Below are 18896 nucleotides of genomic sequence, written 5' to 3' on the forward strand. Positions count from 1 at the left end.
CGGCGCCGAAGGTCCCGAAACGGCCGGGCCGAAAGTCCTCCCGGTGGCCGTCCGTAGACTGGCCCTGTGAGTGACCAGCAGCCCGAGAGCCACGACCGCCACGACGACGAAGACCTCGCCGGTGCCTTCGACGAGTTCGACCAGATCGTGGCGGAAGAGTCCGACCGCGACCCCGACCTGGCGGTGATCGAGGCCGGCAGCCGCACCCTGCGCGCCCAGGCCGGGCCGCCCCAGGGGGACCCGGTGCCCGCCCGGCCAGTAGACCCGGAGGTCGCCAAGGCGCTGCTGGAGGTGGAGCAGGAACTCTCCACCCGCTGGGGCGAGACCAAGCTGGAGCCGTCGGTGTCGCGGATCGCGGCGCTGATGGACGTACTGGGCGAGCCGCAGCGCGCCTACCCCTCCATCCACATCACCGGGACGAACGGCAAGACCAGCACGGCCCGCATGATCGAGGCCCTGCTGAACGCCTTCGAGCTGCGCACCGGCCGCTACACGAGCCCGCACGTGCAGTCGATCACCGAGCGGATCAGCCTCGACGGGGCGCCGATCGAGGCCGAGCGGTTCGTGGAGACGTACCACGACGTGAAGCCGTACGTGGAGATGGTCGACGCCGCCGAGGAGTTCCGGCTGTCCTTCTTCGAGGTGCTCACCGGGATGGCCTACGCGGCCTTCGCGGACGCCCCGGTGGACGTGGCCGTGGTCGAGGTCGGCATGGGCGGCAGCTGGGACGCGACCAACGTGATCGACGGATCCGTCGCCGTGGTCACCCCGATCAGCCTGGACCACACCGACCGGCTCGGCTCCACACCCGGTGAGATCGCCCTGGAGAAGGGCGGCATCATCAAGCAGGACGCGACCGTGATCCTGGCGCAGCAGCCGGTCGACGCGGCCCAGGTGCTGCTGAAGAAGGCCGTCGAGGTGGACGCGACGGTGGCCCGCGAGGGCATGGAGTTCGGCGTCGTCTCGCGCGAGGTCGCGGTCGGCGGGCAGCAGCTGACGCTGCGCGGTGTGGGCGGCGAGTACGACGGCATCTTCCTGCCCCTGTACGGCGCGCACATGGCGCACAACGCGGCGGTGGCGCTCGCCGCGGTCGAGGCCTTCTTCGGGGTCGGCGGGCAGCACGCGCGGGTGCTGGACGTGGACACCGTCCGGAAGGCCTTCGCGTCGGTGACCTCGCCTGGCCGCATGGAGGTCGTGCGGCGCAGCCCGACGGTGATCCTGGACGCGGCGCACAACCCGGCGGGTGCGGCGGTCACCGCGGAGGCGGTCACCGAGGCGTTCGGCTTCAGCCGGCTCATCGGCGTCGTGGCCGCGAGCGAGGACAAGGACGTGCGCGGGGTGCTGGAGGCCTTCGAGCCGATCTTCGCGGAGGTCGTGGTCACGCAGAACTCCAGCCACCGGTCGATGGGCGCGGACGAGCTGGCGGCGGTCGCCGTCGAGGTCTTCGGCACGGACCGGGTGCAGGTGGAGCCGCGGCTGGACGACGCCCTGGAGGCGGCGATCACCCTGGCCGAGGAAGAGGCCGAGTACGGAGGGGCCGGTGTCCTGGTGACCGGTTCCGTGATCACGGTGGGCGAGGCCCGCCTGCTGCTGAAGAGGGGCTGAGGATGCGCACGCTGTGTGCGAGCACGCTGATCGGCGAGTTCTTCGTGATCGGCTTCGCGGGACTGGTCGCCATGAAGGACCCGGACCTGACCCAGGCCACGGTCTGGACGGTGTGCGGGGTCGCGATGCTGCTGTCGGTGCTGCTGTGCGGCATGCTGTCGCGCCCCGGGGCGGTCCAGCTGGGCTGGGCCCTGCAGATCGGGCTCATCGCGAGCGGGTTCGTCGTCCCGACGATGTTCTTCCTCGGCGCGGTGTTCGCCGGCCTGTGGTGGTGCTCGGTGCACTACGGCCGGAGGATCGACTCGATCAAGGAGCGTTGGGCGGCCGCGCAGGAGGCGTCGGCGGCGCCCGCGGCGTCCGACACCGCCTGACGGATCTCCGGGCCGCTCCGATCCCGGCCCCCGGACGGCCGGAGCGCCCCGGACGGCCCTGTAGATTCGTCCCACCGCACCCGTATGCCGCAAGGAGCCGCAACATGACCCAGCGCACCCTCGTCCTGCTCAAGCCCGACGCCGTCCGTCGTGGCCTGGTCGGCGAGATCATCGGCCGCATCGAGCGGAAGGCCGGCTGGACCATCCCCGCCCTGGAGCTGCGCACGCTCGACCAGGAGACCCTGGAGGCGCACTACGGCGAGCACAAGGGCAAGCCGTTCTACGAGCCGCTGATGGGCTTCATGTCCAGCGGCCCGGTCGTGGCCCTGGTCGTCGAAGGGGAACGCGTCATCGAGGGCGTCCGCCAGCTGGCCGGACCCACCGACCCGATCGCCGCGGCGCCCGGCTCCATCCGGGGTGACTTCGGTACCGTCACCCGGGAGAACCTGATCCACGCCTCGGACTCCGAGGAGTCGGCCGAGCGCGAGCTGAAGCTCTTCTTCCCCGCGCTCTGATCAGTCCCTCCTGACGAGACATCAGCCGAATAGCGCTCATGACCTGGGGCGACCGAAGTAATTTCGGTCGCCCCCAGGTAATTCCGGGCCCGAGCGGGAACGCCTGGGCAGGACACGTCGTCACCACTAAGGGGGCGGGTATCCGTTCCGGCGGGATTGCCGGAGTCCCGTCGCGCGGTGTCCGTACCCCGGCACTACGATGGGGCCTCCACCCACACACCCACCTCGCCGACCTGACAGCAGCCGCTCTCAACTGGAAGGCCAGACGCTCCTCATGGGGAACAAGGGGAACAACATGTCGTTCATCGGCCGTGACATGGCGATCGACCTCGGGACCGCCAACACGCTGGTGTACGTGAGGGGCCGGGGGATCGTCCTGAACGAGCCGTCCGTGGTCGCCATCAACACGAACACCGGTGGCATCCTGGCGGTCGGCTCCGAGGCGAAGAAGATGATCGGGCGCACGCCCGGCAACATCGTCGCCGTGAGGCCCCTCAAGGACGGCGTGATCGCCGACTTCGAGATCACCGAGCGTATGCTCCGGTACTTCATCCTCAAGATCCACAAGCGTCGCTACCTGGCGCGTCCGCGCGTCGTGGTCTGCGTTCCCTCCGGCATCACGGGAGTGGAGCGCCGCGCGGTCATCGAGGCGTCCACGCAGGCCGGCGCCCGCCAGGTGCACATCATCGAAGAGCCCATGGCCGCCGCCATCGGCTCGGGCCTGCCCGTCCACGAGGCCACCGGCAACATGGTCGTGGACATCGGCGGCGGCACCACCGAGGTCGCCGTCATCTCCCTCGGCGGAATCGTCACGGCACAGTCCATCCGGGTGGCCGGCGACGAGCTCGACAACGCGATCATCCAGCACATCAAGAAGGAGTACTCGCTCCTCCTCGGTGAGCGGACCGCCGAGCAGATCAAGATCACCATCGGCTCGGCGTACGACCTCGACAAGGACGAGCACACCGAGATCCGCGGCCGGGACCTGGTCTCGGGCCTGCCCAAGACGGTCGTCATCTCGGCCGCCGAGGTCCGCAAGGCCATCGAGGAGCCGGTCAACTCCATCGTCGACGCGGTCAAGACGACGCTCGACAAGTGCCCGCCGGAGCTCTCCGGCGACATCATGGACCGCGGCATCGTCCTGACCGGCGGCGGCGCCCTGCTCCGCGGCCTCGACGAGCGGCTGCGCCGAGAGACCGGCATGCCGATCCACATCGCCGAGGACCCCCTCGACTCCGTCGCCCTCGGCTCCGGCAAGTGCGTCGAGGAGTTCGAGGCCCTCCAGCAGGTCCTGGACGCCCAGCCCCGTCGCTGACAACGGCCCCTCCCCGCCGGAGGGGGTAAGCGGAACACAAGGATCCGCCGTACGGGTGCTACCGGGCCCGTGCGGCGGATCGTTGATATACAGGCAAAAGAGAATTCCGACGAGGAAGGCACGGCCGCCGCACGTGAGGGACACACGAGAAAGCCGGCTGCTCCTGGTGCTTCTGATCGCCATCGCGTTCGCGTTGATCACGGTGGACATCAGGGCAGGCGAGGAGTCACCGGTCGACGGTGCCCGGCAGGCCGCCGCAGCGGTCTTCGGGCCGGTCGAGGAAGGTGTGGCGACCGCGGTCGATCCGGTCGCCAACGCCATAGGGGCCGTACGGGACTCCGGGGAGCGCCACAACCGCATCGCCACGCTGGAGCGCGAGAACGCGGCCCTCAAGGCCAAGCTGGGCAGCGAGGACCAGACCCGCAGCCGCATCCACGAACTCGACGAGATGCTCAAGCGGGCCGGCGCCGGACAGTACGGCATCAAGGGCGCCGAGGTCATCGCCATAGGAGCGGCCCAGGGCTTCTCCTGGACCGTCACCATCGACGCCGGCAGCAAGGACGGCATCGAGCGCGACATGACCGTCCTCAACGGCGACGGGCTCGTCGGCCGGGTCACCACCGTCGGCCCCGACACCTCCACCGTCGTCCTCGCCAACGACCCCGACTTCACCGTCGGCACGCGCCTGGAGAAGACCGGCGAACTCGGCTTCGCCACCGGCCAGGGCGACCGCGCCCTGTCGGTCCAGATGCTCAACGGCAAGGCCAAGGTCAGCCCCGGCGACCGGCTCGTCACCTTCGGTTCGCGCGGCAACAAGCCCTTCGTGCCGGGCGTCCCGATCGGCGAGGTCGTCAAGGTCGACCCCTCCCGCGGCGACCTGACCCGCACCGTATGGGTGCGTCCGTTCGTCGGCTTCTCGCGACTCGACATCGTGGGAGTCGTCGTGATGCCGCCGCGCGAGGACCCCCGCGACGCCGTCCTGCCGCCCAAGCCCGAGGCCCCCAAGCCCACCCCGACGGTCACCGTCACGGTCACTCCGTCCGGGTCCGCCAGCCTGGCGGCCCAGCCGGCCGACGACTAGGAGCCGACCCCGCATGCGCTTCAACCGGATCCTGCTCTCGGCCACGCTCGTCGTGGTCGCCCTCGTCATCCAGGTCACCGTCCTGGGCCGGCTCCAACTGCCCGGTGCCGTACCCGACCTGCTCCTCCTCACCGTCGTCTCCCTCGCACTCGTGTACGGGCACGTCAGCGGTGCGCTCATCGGCTTCGGCGCCGGACTCCTCGCCGACCTGGCGCCGCCCGCCGACCACGCGGCCGGGCGGTACGCGCTCGTCCTGTGCGTCATCGGCTACGTCGCCGGCCTGGTCCGCCCCGACGGCGGGCGGTTCCGCTCCGCCTGGGGCCCGATGCTGACCGTCGTCGCCGCCGCGATCGGCTCCACCCTGCTCTACGCGGGCGTGGGCGCCCTGGTCGGCGACACCGCCGCCCGGCACGTCGGCCTGACCGGGCTGGTGTTCACCGCCACCCTCTACGACCTGCTGCTCGCGCCGTTCACCGTGCCGTGGATCATGGCGCTCGCCCGTCGGGCCGAGAACGACCCGATGGCCGTCGAGGCCGGCGGCGGTCCCGCCAACAAGGCCGCCGACGTCTCCGCCGGCTGGCTGACCGGCGGCACCGGCCTGCGCATCGGCAGCCAGCGCGGCGGCCTGCGACTGAAGACCGCGCGGGTCCGCGCCAACAAGGCCGTCCGCATAAAGGGCGTCAAGCCGGCCAAGGGTGTGAAGAGCGTCAAGAAGCTGTGAGGGAGGAGCAGACGTGACCAACGTCCCGGAGACCGGCCGCACCTCCCGGGTGCAGATCAGGCTCGTCATCATGCAGGTCCTCGTCTTCTCGATGCTCATCACCCTCGGCGGCCGGCTCTGGTTCCTCCAGATCCGCAACGGCGCGGAGTACTACCACGAGGCGAAGAGCAACCACGTCCAGCGGGTCGTCCAGCCCGCCGTGCGCGGCTCGATCCTCGACGCCCGCGGGGTCCCCCTCGCCGACAACGAGACCCGCCTGGTCGTCTCCGCAAGCCGCACCGCGCTCATGAAGATGAAGGACAGGGGCAAGGGCGTCATGACCCGCCTCGCCGACGTCCTGGACATGACCCCCAAGGAGGTCATGGACAAGGTCCGGCTCTGCGACTCCCAGACGCCCAAGCCCTGCTGGAACGGCTCCCCGTACCAGCCGATCCCGGTCACCCTCGAAGCCACCACCCAGCAGGCGCTCCAGCTGCGCGAACGGCCGGAGGAGTTCCCCGGCATCACCGCGGAACCCACCGCCGTCCGCCGCTACCCGGCCCCCGGAGGGGCCCGCACCTCGCAGGTGCTCGGCTACCTCTCGCCCGTCACCGACGAGGAGATCCAGAAGGCCAAGGACACCGACTCCCCGCACCTGCGGTCCGACCAGGTCGGCCGCTCCGGCATCGAGCGCACCTACGACCGGCAGCTGCGGGGCAAGGCGGAGGTCACCTCGTACGAGGTCGACAACCTCGGCCGGGTCATGGGGCAGACCAAGTCCGACCCCGGGATCGCCGGATCCACCCTCGTCACCAGCATCGACGCCCGCGTCCAGGCCGTCGCCGAGTACGAGCTCCAGCAGGCGATGAAGGTCGTCCGCAACGAGACCGACAACATCACCGGCCGCAAGTACGAGGCCGACTCGGGCGCCGTCGTCGTCATGGAGGCCAGGACCGGCCGCATCGTCGCGATGGCCTCCCAGCCCGACTACGACCCCAACGCCTGGGTCGGCGGCATCTCCGGCGCGGACTACGCCAAGCTCACCAGCAAGAGCTCCAACTACCCGCTGCTCAACCGGGCCATCCAGGGCATGGCCCCCGCCGGCTCCATCTTCAAGGTGGTCTCCGCGAGCGCCGCCGTCCGGGCCGGCTACAAGTTCAACGACAAGTACAACTGCAGCAGCTCCTACAGCCTCGGCGGCCGGAGCTTCGCGAACTTCGAGTCCAAGGGACACGGCCCCATCACCCTCGGCGAGGCCCTCAAGTTCTCCTGCAACACCGTCTTCTACGCCCTCGGGCACAAGGAGTGGCAGCGCGACGGCGGCCTCAGCCCGAAGAAGGACGCCCACGACTGGTTCTACCGGACCGCCCGGGAGTTCGGACTCGGCTCGGAGACCGGGATCGACCTGCCCAACGAGGTCAAGGGCCGCATCCCCGACCGCCAGTGGAAGCAGAGCTTCTGGGCGGCCAACAAGAACTCCTGGTGCAAGCAGGGCAAGCGGGGCGGCACCTACGTCGAGCAGATCGCCTACGAGAGCTGCCTCGAAGGCAACCAGCTCAAGGCCTACGACAGCATCAACTTCGCCATCGGCCAGGGCGACGTCCTCGTCACCCCCATCCAGATGGCCACCGCCTACTCCGCCATCAGCAACGGCGGCACCCTCTACAACCCCACCGTCGGCAAGGCCGTGATCAGCCCCGACGGCAAGCACGTGGAGATGCTCAAGCCCCAGTCCCACGGCAGGCTCCCCATCGGCGCCCAGACCATCGCCGACCTCGACAGGGGCCTGCGCATGGTCGTCGAACCCGGCGGCACCGCCGCGTGGCGCTTCGGCGGCTGGCCCCAGGACAAGATCCCGATGCACGCGAAGACGGGTACCGCCCAGGTCTACGGCAAGCAGACCACGTCGTGGCTCGCGACCTACACCAAGGACTTCACGATCGTCATGACGATCTCCCAGGGCGGCACCGGCTCCGGCGCCTCCGGCCCCGCCGTGCGCAACCTCTACAACGCCATCTACGGTCTGACCATGGAAGGGAAGCCGGACCCGAAGAGGGCCCTGCTGCCGGCCCCGGAGACGAAACTGCCCAGGATCAACCCCGACGGCTCCATCGAATCCCCCGACATCCGGCCGTACGTACCGCCGTCCCCGGAGGACCTGGAACCGCCGGCACTCGCCGGGCCACCCCCGACACGGCACGACTGAGGACCCCATACCGACATGCCAACCGCCAACAAGTTCTCCGTCTCGCGGTACGCGCCCGAGCGCGGCCCGATGGCCAGGCTCACCGCCCGCGACTCCGTGCTGCGCCGGCTCGACTGGCCGATCCTGCTCTCCTCGCTCGCCCTGTCCTTCCTCGGCGCCCTGCTCGTGTGGTCGGCGACCCGCAACAGGACCAGCCTGAACCAGGGGGACCCGTACTACTTCCTCGCCCGGCACGCCCTGAACACCGGCATCGGCCTGGTGCTGATGATCGGCACCGTCTGGCTCGGCCACCGCACCCTGCGCGGAGCCGTGCCGGTCCTCTACGGGCTCTCGCTGGTGCTGATCCTCGCCGTGCTGACCCCGCTCGGCGCCACCATCAACGGCGCCCACGCGTGGATCGTGATCGGCGGCGGATTCTCCCTCCAGCCGTCCGAGTTCGTGAAGATCACGATCATCCTGGTCATGGCGATGCTGCTCGCCACCCGGGTGGACGCGGGCGACCTCGCCCATCCGGACCACCGCACGGTCGTCAAGGCGCTCTGCCTGGCCGCCGCCCCGATGGGCATCGTCATGCTGATGCCCGACCTCGGGTCCGTCATGGTCATGGTCGTCATCGTGCTCGGCGTGCTGCTCGCCTCCGGGGCCTCCAACCGCTGGGTGTTCGGCCTCCTCGGCTCCGGCGTGGCCGGGGCCGTCCTGATATGGCAGCTCGGCGTCCTCGACGAGTACCAGATCAACCGCTTCGCGGCCTTCGCCAACCCCGAGCTCGACCCCGCCGGCGTCGGCTACAACACCAACCAGGCGCGCATCGCCATCGGCTCCGGCGGCCTGACCGGCTCGGGGCTGTTCAAGGGCTCGCAGACCACCGGCCAGTTCGTGCCCGAGCAGCAGACGGACTTCGTCTTCACCGTGGCCGGCGAGGAGCTCGGCTTCCTCGGAGCGGGCCTGATCCTGCTGCTGCTCGGCGTCATCCTGTGGCGGGCCTGCGTGATCGCCCGGGAGACCACCGAGCTCTACGGGACGATCGTGTGCGCCGGCATCATCGCCTGGTTCGGCTTCCAGTCCTTCGAGAACATCGGGATGACCCTCGGCATCATGCCGGTGGCCGGCCTGCCGCTGCCGTTCGTGTCCTACGGCGGCTCGTCGATGTTCGCCGTGTGGATAGCGGTCGGACTCCTCCAGTCGATCAAGGTCCAAAGGCCATTGTCAGCCTGATGTTCCGTTCATCCTGCAGACGTGTTCCGTTCAGGACTAAGTTCGGTACATGGCGGACACAAAGCGCGAGATCGAGCGGAAATTCGAGTTCTCCAAGGCCAAATCTGCCCGGCGCGGGGTGCCGGACCTGACGGGGACGGCCGCCATCGCGGCCGTCACCGACCAGGGCACCGTCGACCTCGACGCCGTCTACTACGACACCCCCGACCAGCGGCTCGCCGCCGACGGTCTCACCCTGCGGCGCAGAACGGGCGGCGCGGACGAGGGCTGGCACCTCAAACTGCCCGTCTCCCCGGGAGTGCGCGACGAGGTCGGGGCCGCGCTCAGCGACACGGTCCCGCCCGCCCTCGCCGCCCTCGTCCGCTCCCGCGTCCGCGACGCCGGACTCCGGCCGCAGGTCCGACTGGTCTCCTCCCGCCGCGTCAGCCACCTCCTCGACGCCGACGGGGCGCTCCTCGCGGAACTGAGCACCGACGAGGTCGTGGCCGAGCGGGGCGACGCCACCGCCGGCTGGACCGAGGTCGAGGTGGAACTCGCCGACGGCGTCGACCCCGAGCTGCTCGACGCCGTCGAGAAGGCCTTCCGCAAGGCCGGCCTCCGCGTCTCCGACGCCCCCTCGAAGCTCGCCCGGGCCCTCGTGGAGACCGACGCCGAGCCCCCGGCCCGGCCCGCCGGAGCAGGACCCGAAGGCACCGCCGGCGCGCACGTCGTCGCGTACCTGACCGAGCAGCGCGACGCCCTGGTCGCCCAGGACCCGGCCGTACGGCGGAACCTGCCCGACTCCGTCCACCAGATGCGGGTCGCCACCCGCCGGCTGCGCAGCGCCTTCAAGACCTACCGCAAGGTCCTGGACCGCGACGTCACCGACCCCATCGGCGAGCAGCTGCGCTGGCTGGCCGCCGAACTCGGCGTCGACCGCGACCAGGAGGTCCTGATGGAGCGGCTCCAGGACCACCTCGCCGAACTGCCCCGCACCCTCCTCACCGGCCCGGTCCGCAGCCGGCTGCGGACATGGAACACCAGCCGGCGTTCCGCCTCGCGGCGCAGGGCCCTGGCCGCGCTGGACAGCGACCGCTACGTCACCCTGCTCAACGCCCTCGACGCGCTGCTGGACGCGCCCCCGCTGCTCGCCGGCGCCGCCAAGCCTCCCGAGAAGATCCTCCCCAAGGCGGTGCTCCGCGACTACGCCCGCCTCGCCACCCGCATCGACGGCGCGCTCGCCCTCGACGAGGGCCGGGAGCGGGACCTCGCCCTCCACGAGGCCCGCAAGGCGGCCAAACGCGTCCGCTACGCGGCGGAGTCGGCCGTGCCCGAGCTGGGCAAACCGGCGAAACACCTGGCCAAGGCCCTCAAGAAGGTCCAGACCCTGCTCGGCGACCACCAGGACAGCGTGGTCGCACGCGACGCCCTGCGCGCTCTCGCGGCCCAGGCGACGGACGCGGGGGAGCCGGCCTTCACCTGGGGTGTGCTCTACGGTCGCGAAGAAGCCCTGGCCGAGCGGCGCGAACGGGAACTTCCCGGCGTCTGGGCGAAGGCCTCGGCCCCCGCCCTGCGGACCGCCCTGAAGTGATCATGCGGTGGGGGCGGCTGAGCCATCGGGGTACGCTTGATAGCTGCCCCCTGCCCGCTTCACGAAAGTCGCGTGATGACCGAGTCGGTCTTCCCTCAGCTTGAGGCCCTGCTTCCGCACGTGCAGAAGCCCATCCAGTACGTCGGCGGTGAACTCAACTCCACGGTCAAGCCGTGGGAGAGCTGCGACGTCCGCTGGGCCCTCATGTACCCGGACGCATACGAAGTCGGGCTGCCCAACCAGGGCGTGATGATCCTTTACGAGGTGCTCAACGAGCGTGAGGGCGTCCTCGCCGAGCGCACCTACAGCGTGTGGCCCGACCTCGAAGAGCTGATGCGCGAGCACAACGTGCCGCAGTTCACCGTGGACAGCCACCGCCCGGTCTCCGCCTTCGACGTGTTCGGCCTGTCCTTCTCCACGGAGCTGGGCTACACCAACATGCTCACGGCGCTGGACCTCGCCGGCATCCCCCTGGAGGCCCGCAACCGCACCGTCGACCACCCGATCGTCCTCGCGGGCGGCCACGCGGCCTTCAACCCGGAGCCGATCGCGGAGTTCATCGACTGCGCGGTCATCGGCGACGGCGAGCAGGCCGTCCTCGACATGACCGAGATCATCCGCACGTGGAAGGCCGAAGGCAGGCCGGGCGGGCGCGAAGAGGTCCTGCTGCGCCTCGCCAAGACGGGCAACGTCTACGTGCCGGGCTTCTACGACGTCGAGTACCTCCCGGACGGCCGCATCGGCCGCGTCGTCCCCAACCGCTCCGGCGTGCCGTGGCGCGTGTCCAAGCACACCGTCATGGACCTCGACGAGTGGCCGTACCCCAAGCAGCCCCTGGTCCCGCTCGCCGAGACCGTCCACGAGCGCATGTCCGTGGAGATCTTCCGCGGCTGCACCCGCGGCTGCCGTTTCTGCCAGGCCGGCATGATCACGCGCCCCGTGCGGGAGCGAAGCATCACCGGCATCGGCGAGATGGTGGAGAAGGGCCTCAAGGCGACCGGCTTCGAGGAGGTCGGCCTCCTCTCGCTGTCGTCCGCGGACCACACCGAGATCGCCGACATCGCCAAGGGCCTCGCCGACCGCTACTCGGACGACAAGGTGGGCCTGTCCCTCCCGTCGACCCGCGTGGACGCCTTCAACGTGGACCTGGCCAACGAGCTGACCCGCAACGGTCGCCGCTCCGGCCTGACCTTCGCCCCCGAGGGCGGCTCCGAGCGCATGCGCAAGGTCATCAACAAGATGGTCTCGGAGGAGGACCTGATCCGGACCGTCGCCACCGCCTACGGCAACGGCTGGCGCCAGGTGAAGCTGTACTTCATGTGCGGCCTGCCCACCGAGACCGATGAGGACGTGCTCCAGATCGGCGACATGGCGGTCAACGTCATCGCCAAGGGCCGCGAGGTCTCCGGCCAGAACGACATCCGCTGCACGGTGTCGATCGGCGGGTTCGTGCCCAAGCCGCACACCCCGTTCCAGTGGGCGCCGCAGCTGTCGGCCGAGGAGACGGACGCCCGCCTGGGCAAGCTCCGCGACAAGATCCGCGGCGACAAGAAGTACGGCCGCTCCATCGGCTTCCGCTACCACGACGGCAAGCCGGGCATCGTCGAGGGCCTCCTCTCCCGCGGCGACCGCCGCATCGGCGACGTCATCCGGGCCGTCTACGAGTCGGGCGGCCGCTTCGACGGCTGGCGCGAGCACTTCAGCTACGACCGCTGGATGGAGGCCGCGGAGAAGACGCTGCCCGCCTACGGCGTCGACGTCGCCTGGTACACCACGCGCGAGCGCACCTACGAGGAGGTCCTGCCCTGGGACCACCTGGACTCCGGTCTCGACAAGGACTGGCTCTGGGAGGACTGGCAGGACGCCCTCGACGAGACCGAGGTCGACGACTGCCGCTGGACCCCGTGCTTCGACTGCGGCGTGTGTCCTCAGATGCAGACCGAGATCCAGATCGGCCCGACGGGCAAGAAGCTGCTGCCGCTGTCGGTCGTGAAGTAGCCCGCCGAAGTAACCCTTGGGTCACGAGAGGCCCCCGCCCGCAACGGGTGGGGGCCTCCGCCGTGTCCTCCACTGCATGGACATGGACAAACGGCCTCCGGCCGGCGGCGGCGACGGGTGCCTGGTGGGCGTCATCAGGATCCCCGTGAAGATCGTCGCCGTACTCGCCGTACTGCCCGTACGAGTGGTCTGGGAACTGCTGGTCGCCGCGGGCCGGGCCGTGCACCGGCACGTCCTCGGGCCGCTGTACGTCCATGTCGTCGAGCCGCTGCTCCGTGCGCTGGGGTGGCTGCTGACCACCCTGTTCAAGCTGGTCTTCGTCTGGCCGTGGGTCGGGCTGTGGCGCTACGTGCTCACCCCGGTCGGCCGAGGGCTGGCGCGGGTGTGGCGGGGCCTGTACGACCAGGTGCTGGCGCCGGCCGGGCGGTTCCTGACCGCCCGCGTGCTGCGTCCGCTCGGGGAGGCGCTGGCCTGGATCGGCCGCGGCGGCATGCGCTACCTGCTCGCACCCCTCGCCAAGGGCGTGACCTGGATCGGGTGGGTCCTCGGCATGACGCTGTTCGTCTGGCCGTGGGTCGCGCTGTGGCGCTACGTGCTCGCGCCCGTCGGCCGCGGGATCGCCTGGCTGGCCGCCGCGGTGTACCGGTACGTGCTGACCCCCGTCGGCCACGGCCTCGTGTGGCTGGCGGTCGCGGTGTTCCGGTACCTGCTGCGGCCGGTCGGGCTGGGCCTCGCATGGCTCGTGGTCGCCGGGTACCGGTACCTGCTGCGGCCCGTCGGCCTCGGCGTGGCGTGGCTGGCCGCCGCCCTCTACCGGTACGTCCTCACGCCGGTCGGGCAGGTCCTCGTCTGGGCCTGGGGCGTGGCCGGGCGGATCGTCGCCGCCCTGTGGCGCGGGCTCAAGTGGGTCGGCCGGGTACTGGTCGGATGGCCCGCCTCCCAGGTGTACCGGCACGTCCTCACCCCCGTCGGACACGCCGTGCGCGAGGTCTGGCGGACCGGCCGCTCAGCCGTCCGCGAGGCAAGGGCCACCGTGCGCCGGGCGCTCTTCGGTACTCCTCCGGTGGAACCGGCGAGGTCACGGGCGCGTACTCTGGGTAGTACGACAGCCGCCGACGCGGCACCCGCAGACGAGATCTCCCTGCCCCGACGGCAGGGGTGAGCCGGAGCGGGTCGACAGACCTCAGGGCGAAGCGCGAGCCGCGGAGCCCCGCACAAGGAGAAGAACCACTGGGCAAGCGACAGCCCGAAGGCCCGCCTCCCGCACCGGTGGTGCAGCGCATCCGACTGCGCTACACCAAGCGCGGCCGCCTCCGGTTCACCAGCCACCGAGACTTCCAGCGCGCCTTCGAGCGGGCCCTGCGCCGCGCCGAGGTGCCGATGGCGTACTCGGCGGGCTTCACCCCGCACCCCCGCGTCAGCTACGCGAACGCCGCCCCGACCGGCACCGGCAGCGAGGCCGAATACCTGGAGATCGGTCTCGCGGCGTCCCGCGACCCCGAGACCCTCCGCAAGCTGCTCGACGAGTCCATGCCGGCCGGGCTCGACATCATCGACGCCGTCGAGGCCCGTACCTCCGGCCTCGCGGACCGGCTGACCGCCTCCGTGTGGGAGCTGCGCCTGGACGGCGTGGAGCTCGCCGAGGCCGAGCGGGCGGTGGAGGTCTTCCTCGCCGCCGAGACCGTCGAGGTGCAGCGCCGGACCAAGAACGGCGTGCGGACCTTCGACACCCGCGGTGCGGTCGTCAGCCTCGAAGCGCTTCCCGCGCCGGCTGATAGGCCGCTGGACAATGCTTGTGCGATACTGCGGCTGGTTGTTCGGCATCTGACACCTGCCGTGCGACCCGACGACGTCCTGTCCGGTCTCCGAGCTGTGGCCGACCTGGCGCCGCCGGTCCCCTCTGCGGTGACCAGGCTGGCGCAGGGGCTCTTCGACGAGGAGTCCGGCACGGTGACCGACCCGCTCGCGCCCGACCGCGAGGCAGACACGGCCGCCCCACCCACGGTCGCCGTGACCGCCGACGCGAAGGCGCCGGAAGGTCCCGCCGCGTAGGGATCGTCGTCGTCGCGCAGCCCTGGCACTCGGGAGCCACCTGGGTCGGGCCGCGTACAGACCTGAAGACTTCCGCCAGGCCGTACGGACAAACACGTACGGAACCGGCGGCCATGGACTACAGCTCCCGTGTGGCGAACGCGCCCCGGAGGCCGGCTCCGCGTCATCGCGCGGAGCCGTGCCGGACCGGAAGTCAGCCGCGGCGCCCGGGAGCGTGACGGGAGAACCGCCCGCAATGCTCAACAACGAAAACGACACCACCCCCGCCGGCGCCGACAGCGGCAGCCCCAGCGACAACCTGCCCCCGCGCAGGCGTCGCCGCGCCGCCTCCCGGCCGGCCGGTCCGCCCGGCGGCGCCGCAGCCGCCGAGGTGACGCCGGTGGCGGAGCCCGCCCCCGTCGAGGAGGCCGCTCCGGCCGCCGCCCCCGCCCGTCCCCGCCGTCGTGCGACCCGCGCCGTGGCCGCTCCGAAGGCCCAGGCCGTCGAGGCCGTCGTCGAGCCCGCCGCCGAGGCCGTTGCCGCTCCGGTCGTCGAGGAGGCCGCGGCGGCTCCGGCTCCGCGTGCCCGTCGTCGTGCCACCCGCGCCGTGGCCGCTCCGGCGGCTGAGGCTGCCGAGGTTCCGGTTGTGGAGGCCCCGGCTGCCGCCGAGGCCGTTGCCGCTCCGGTCGTCGAGGAGGCCTCGGCCGCTCCGGCTCCGCGTGCCCGTCGTCGTGCCACCCGCGCCGTCGCCGCTCCGGCCGCCGAGACCGTCACCGAGGCCGCCCCCGCGGTGGAGGAGGCCCCCAAGGCCGCCGCCCGCGCCGTGACCGTCGCCGACGCCGTGGACGCCCCGAAGCGCGGCCGCCGCCGCGCCACCCGTTCCACGACCGCGGCCGCCGCCGCGCAGCAGCCCGCTGCCGCCGCCGAGCCCGAGGCCGCCGAGGCGCCCGCCGCGCCGGCCCGTGGCCGCCGCGCGGTGCGTCCCGCCGTGGCCGTCTTCCAGGCGCCGGTCTTCACCGAGCCGATGTTCCAGACCCCCGAGACCGCCGCCATGGCCGCCGCGGCCGCCGCCGCGAGCGAGGCCGAGGAGGTCGAGGAGGAAGAGGAGACCGAGGCCGCCGCTCCCGTCGAGGCCGCGCAGCCCGCCGGCCGTCGCCGCCGCCGTGGCCGTGGCGCCGCCGAGACCGCGCCGGTCTCGCTGCCCGAGGTGCTCGCCGAGGAGGAGCCGGAGGCCGAGGCCGCCGACCTCGAGGACGAGTCCGCCGAGGCCTCGGACTTCGAAGAGGGCGACGAGTCGGGCGAGCGCCCCTCGCGCCGTCGCCGCCGTGGTGGCCGTCGCCGCCGTCGCGGTGAGGCCGCCGACCTCGACGAGTCCGCCGAGGAGGAGACCGAGGCCGAGGCCGCCGAGCAGGAGGCCGACACCGAGGAAGAGGCCGCCGACTTCGACGAGGGCGACGAGGCCCTCGGATCCACCTCCAGCCGCCGTCGCCGCCGTCGCCGTCGCCGCAGCGGCGACACGGGCGCCGAGGTCGCCGAAGCGGGCGACGAGGACGGTGTGCGCACCGTCGTCAAGGTCCGCGAGCCGCGCCCGGCGCGCGAGAAGGCCGAGCCGTCCGACGAGGTCCAGTCCATCAAGGGCTCGACCCGTCTGGAGGCGAAGAAGCAGCGCCGCCGCGAAGGCCGCGAGCAGGGCCGCCGCCGCGTCCCGATCATCACCGAGGCCGAGTTCCTGGCCCGCCGCGAGGCCGTCGAGCGCGTGATGGTCGTCCGCCAGTCCGGCGAGCGCACGCAGATCGGCGTCCTCGAGGACAACGTGCTCGTCGAGCACTACGTCAACAAGGAAGAAGCGACCTCGTACGTCGGCAACGTCTACCTGGGCAAGGTCCAGAACGTGCTGCCGTCGATGGAGGCCGCGTTCATCGACATCGGCAAGGGCCGCAACGCCGTCCTGTACGCCGGTGAGGTCAACTTCGAGGCGCTCGGCATGGCCAACGGGCCGCGCCGCATCGAGTCCGCCCTCAAGTCCGGCCAGTCGGTCCTGGTGCAGGTCACCAAGGACCCGATCGGCCACAAGGGCGCCCGCCTGACCAGCCAGGTCTCGCTGCCCGGCCGCTACCTGGTCTACGTGCCCGAGGGCTCGATGACCGGCATCAGCCGCAAGCTGCCCGACACCGAGCGCGCGCGCCTGAAGACCATCCTCAAGAAGATCGTCCCCGAGGACGCGGGCGTCATCGTGCGCACGGCCGCCGAGGGTGCGAGCGAGGACGAGCTGCGCCGCGACGTCGAGCGTCTGCAGGCCCAGTGGGAGGACATCCAGAAGAAGTCGAAGCAGATCACGACCTCTTCGCCGTCCCTGCTGTACGGCGAGCCGGACATGACCGTCCGCGTCGTGCGCGACATCTTCAACGAGGACTTCTCGAAGGTCATCGTCAGCGGCGACGGCGCCTGGGAGACCATCCACGGCTACGTCTCGCACGTCGCCCCAGACCTGGCCGACCGGCTGCAGCGCTGGACCTCCGAGGTCGACGTCTTCGCGACGTACCGGATCGACGAGCAGCTCGCCAAGGCGCTCGACCGCAAGGTGTGGCTGCCCTCGGGCGGCTCGCTTGTGATCGACAAGACCGAGGCGATGATCGTCATCGACGTCAACACCGGCAAGTTCACCGGTCAGGGCGGCAACCTCGAGGAGACCGTCACCAGGAACAACCTGGAGGCGGCCGAGGAGATCGTGCGCCAGCTGCGGCTGCGCGACCTCGGCGGCATCGTCGTCATCGACTTCATCGACATGGTCCTGGAATCCAACCGCGACCTGGTCCTGCGGCGCATGCTGGAATGCCTGGGCCGTGACCGTACGAAGCACCAGGTCGCCGAGGTCACCTCGCTCGGCCTGGTCCAGATGACCCGCAAGCGGGTCGGCCAGGGTCTGCTGGAGTCCTTCTCCGAGACCTGCGTCCACTGCAACGGCCGCGGTGTCATCGTCCACATGGAGACGCCGGCCGCGATCGGCGGCGGTGGCAACGGCAAGCGCTCGAAGCGCCGTGGCGGCCGCACCGAGTTCGACCAGCACGACCACGAGGTCGAGACCGTCGAGACCCCGGAGGCCGAGGCCTTCGAGTCCGAGGCCGAGGTCGCCGCCGAAGTGGCCGCGCCGAAGGCGCTGCCCGAGCCGGAGTTCACCGCGGGCGAGGAGCTGTACGGCTCCGCGGCCGAGGCGGAGGCCGCTGCGGGTCTGAGCGGGCGCCGCAACCGTCGCCGTGCCACCCGCAAGGCGACCGCTCCCGCGGGTGCCCCGCGGCGTGAGGCCGCTCCGGCGCAGGCCCCGGCCCCCGTGGCCGAGGTCGTCGCCGAGCCGGTGACCGAGCCGGCCGACACCGTCCTGGAGCCGGTCACCGAGGTCGTCACCGAGGCCGTGGAGGCCGCGGAGTCGGTCGAGGCCGCCCCGGCCGCCCCGGTCGAGGAGGCCGCACCGAAGGGCCGTACCCGTCGCCGTGCGACCCGTAAGGCCACCGCGCCGACGTCCGCCGCCGAGCCGGCCCCGGAGCCGGTCGTCGCGGCGGAGCCTGAGCCGGCCCCGGCCCCCGAGCCGGTCGTCGTCCCGGAGCCCGAGCCCGTCGCCGAGCCCGAGCCGGCCGCCGCGGCCGAGGAGCCCCCGGTGGCGGAGGCCGCGCCGGCCCGTCCGCGCCGTCGTGCCACCCGCAAGGCCACCGCACCCGCCGGTTCCCCGGCAGGCGCGGCGGAGGCCGCCGTGGTGGTCGTCGAGGCCCCGGTGACCGAGCCGGCCGCCCCGGCAGCCGAGGAGGCCGCCCCGGCCGAGGAGCCGGAGGCCGCCCCGGCCAAGAAGGCCGCCAAGAAGGCTCCGGCCAAGAAGGCGACCGCGGCGAAGAAGGCCCCGGCCAAGAAGGCGGCGGCCGCCAAGAAGACCGTGGCCAAGAAGGCGGCCACGACCAAGAAGACCGCGACGAAGCGGGCGACGAAGAAGACCGCGGCGGCGGAGCAGCAGGCTGCCCCGTCCGTCTCGGCTCCGGCCGAAGCCTGATCCGTCCCGTGACCGTGGGCCCCGCCGAGCGGCGGGGCCCACGGCCGTGCGGGGCCCGGTTTGACCCTCCGGAAGCGGCCCCGTAACCTAGACCGTCGGCGTGTCCTGTACGAATCCGTTCAGCGCGCGTCGAGCTCCTGAGCACCTTCCTCCGGCTTCCGGCGCGCAAGCGCTGTGCGGGAGAGGCCGCTCGTCCATTCCGGATCAGCGCGGGCCCCGGCCCGTCTGAGCGGCTGGCTTCAGGAGCATCCGT

General features: G+C 71.6%; 13 protein-coding genes. All 13 read left to right on the top strand.

Annotation, left to right across the window (positions count from 1 at the left end):
• Positions 1 to 66: 66 nt before the first annotated feature.
• The 13 genes from folC (at position 67) to IG86_RS0103955 (ending at position 18643) form a co-directional block, all read left to right on the top strand.
• Complete coding sequence (folC, locus tag IG86_RS0103895) at positions 67 to 1605, top strand: bifunctional tetrahydrofolate synthase/dihydrofolate synthase (RefSeq protein ID WP_030819220.1); 1539 nt, start codon at positions 67 to 69, stop codon at positions 1603 to 1605.
• Positions 1606 to 1607: 2 nt separating this feature from the next.
• Positions 1608 to 1976, top strand: a complete 369-nt coding sequence (locus IG86_RS0103900) for a DUF4233 domain-containing protein (protein ID WP_030819222.1) — start codon at positions 1608 to 1610, stop codon at positions 1974 to 1976.
• 104 nt (positions 1977 to 2080) lie between these two features.
• Positions 2081 to 2491: a nucleoside-diphosphate kinase gene (gene ndk / locus IG86_RS0103905; RefSeq protein ID WP_030027161.1), complete on the top strand. Its 411-nt coding sequence runs from the start codon at positions 2081 to 2083 to the stop codon at positions 2489 to 2491.
• A gap of 295 nt (positions 2492 to 2786) precedes the next feature.
• The gene (locus tag IG86_RS0103910; RefSeq protein WP_030008578.1) at positions 2787 to 3806 is read left to right on the top strand and encodes a rod shape-determining protein; all 1020 of its coding nucleotides are present in this window, start codon (positions 2787 to 2789) and stop codon (positions 3804 to 3806) included.
• Between the two features lie 133 nt (positions 3807 to 3939).
• Complete coding sequence (mreC, locus tag IG86_RS0103915) at positions 3940 to 4887, top strand: rod shape-determining protein MreC (protein ID WP_030819225.1); 948 nt, start codon at positions 3940 to 3942, stop codon at positions 4885 to 4887.
• A gap of 13 nt (positions 4888 to 4900) precedes the next feature.
• A complete protein-coding gene (gene mreD / locus IG86_RS0103920; RefSeq protein WP_030894684.1) occupies positions 4901 to 5608 on the top strand; it encodes a rod shape-determining protein MreD in 708 nt (235 codons plus the stop codon).
• A 13-nt stretch (positions 5609 to 5621) separates the two neighbouring features.
• Positions 5622 to 7793: a penicillin-binding protein 2 gene (gene mrdA / locus IG86_RS0103925; protein ID WP_030819229.1), complete on the top strand. Its 2172-nt coding sequence runs from the start codon at positions 5622 to 5624 to the stop codon at positions 7791 to 7793.
• 15 nt (positions 7794 to 7808) lie between these two features.
• Positions 7809 to 9008 carry a rod shape-determining protein RodA gene (gene rodA / locus IG86_RS0103930; protein WP_030819231.1) on the top strand — a complete coding sequence of 400 codons (1200 nt, stop codon included), beginning with the start codon at positions 7809 to 7811 and terminating at the stop codon, positions 9006 to 9008.
• Between the two features lie 49 nt (positions 9009 to 9057).
• Positions 9058 to 10578, top strand: coding sequence for a CYTH and CHAD domain-containing protein (locus IG86_RS0103935; protein ID WP_030894687.1), 1521 nt, complete (start codon positions 9058 to 9060; stop codon positions 10576 to 10578).
• Positions 10579 to 10650: 72 nt separating this feature from the next.
• Positions 10651 to 12576 (top strand): TIGR03960 family B12-binding radical SAM protein, encoded by a 1926-nt coding sequence (locus tag IG86_RS0103940; protein WP_173429168.1) that lies wholly within the window; start codon positions 10651 to 10653, stop codon positions 12574 to 12576.
• 76 nt (positions 12577 to 12652) lie between these two features.
• The gene (locus IG86_RS0103945; protein WP_037941866.1) at positions 12653 to 13738 is read left to right on the top strand and encodes a hypothetical protein; all 1086 of its coding nucleotides are present in this window, start codon (positions 12653 to 12655) and stop codon (positions 13736 to 13738) included.
• A gap of 110 nt (positions 13739 to 13848) precedes the next feature.
• On the top strand, positions 13849 to 14628 hold the full coding sequence (locus tag IG86_RS0103950) for a TIGR03936 family radical SAM-associated protein (RefSeq protein ID WP_030819237.1): 780 nt from the start codon (positions 13849 to 13851) through the stop codon (positions 14626 to 14628).
• Between the two features lie 235 nt (positions 14629 to 14863).
• Positions 14864 to 18643 carry an Rne/Rng family ribonuclease gene (locus tag IG86_RS0103955; RefSeq protein WP_037941868.1) on the top strand — a complete coding sequence of 1260 codons (3780 nt, stop codon included), beginning with the start codon at positions 14864 to 14866 and terminating at the stop codon, positions 18641 to 18643.
• The last annotated feature ends 253 nt before the right edge of the window (positions 18644 to 18896 follow it).

The sequence above is a fragment of the Streptomyces virginiae genome, from assembly GCF_000720455.1.
Taxonomy (GTDB): domain Bacteria; phylum Actinomycetota; class Actinomycetes; order Streptomycetales; family Streptomycetaceae; genus Streptomyces; species Streptomyces virginiae.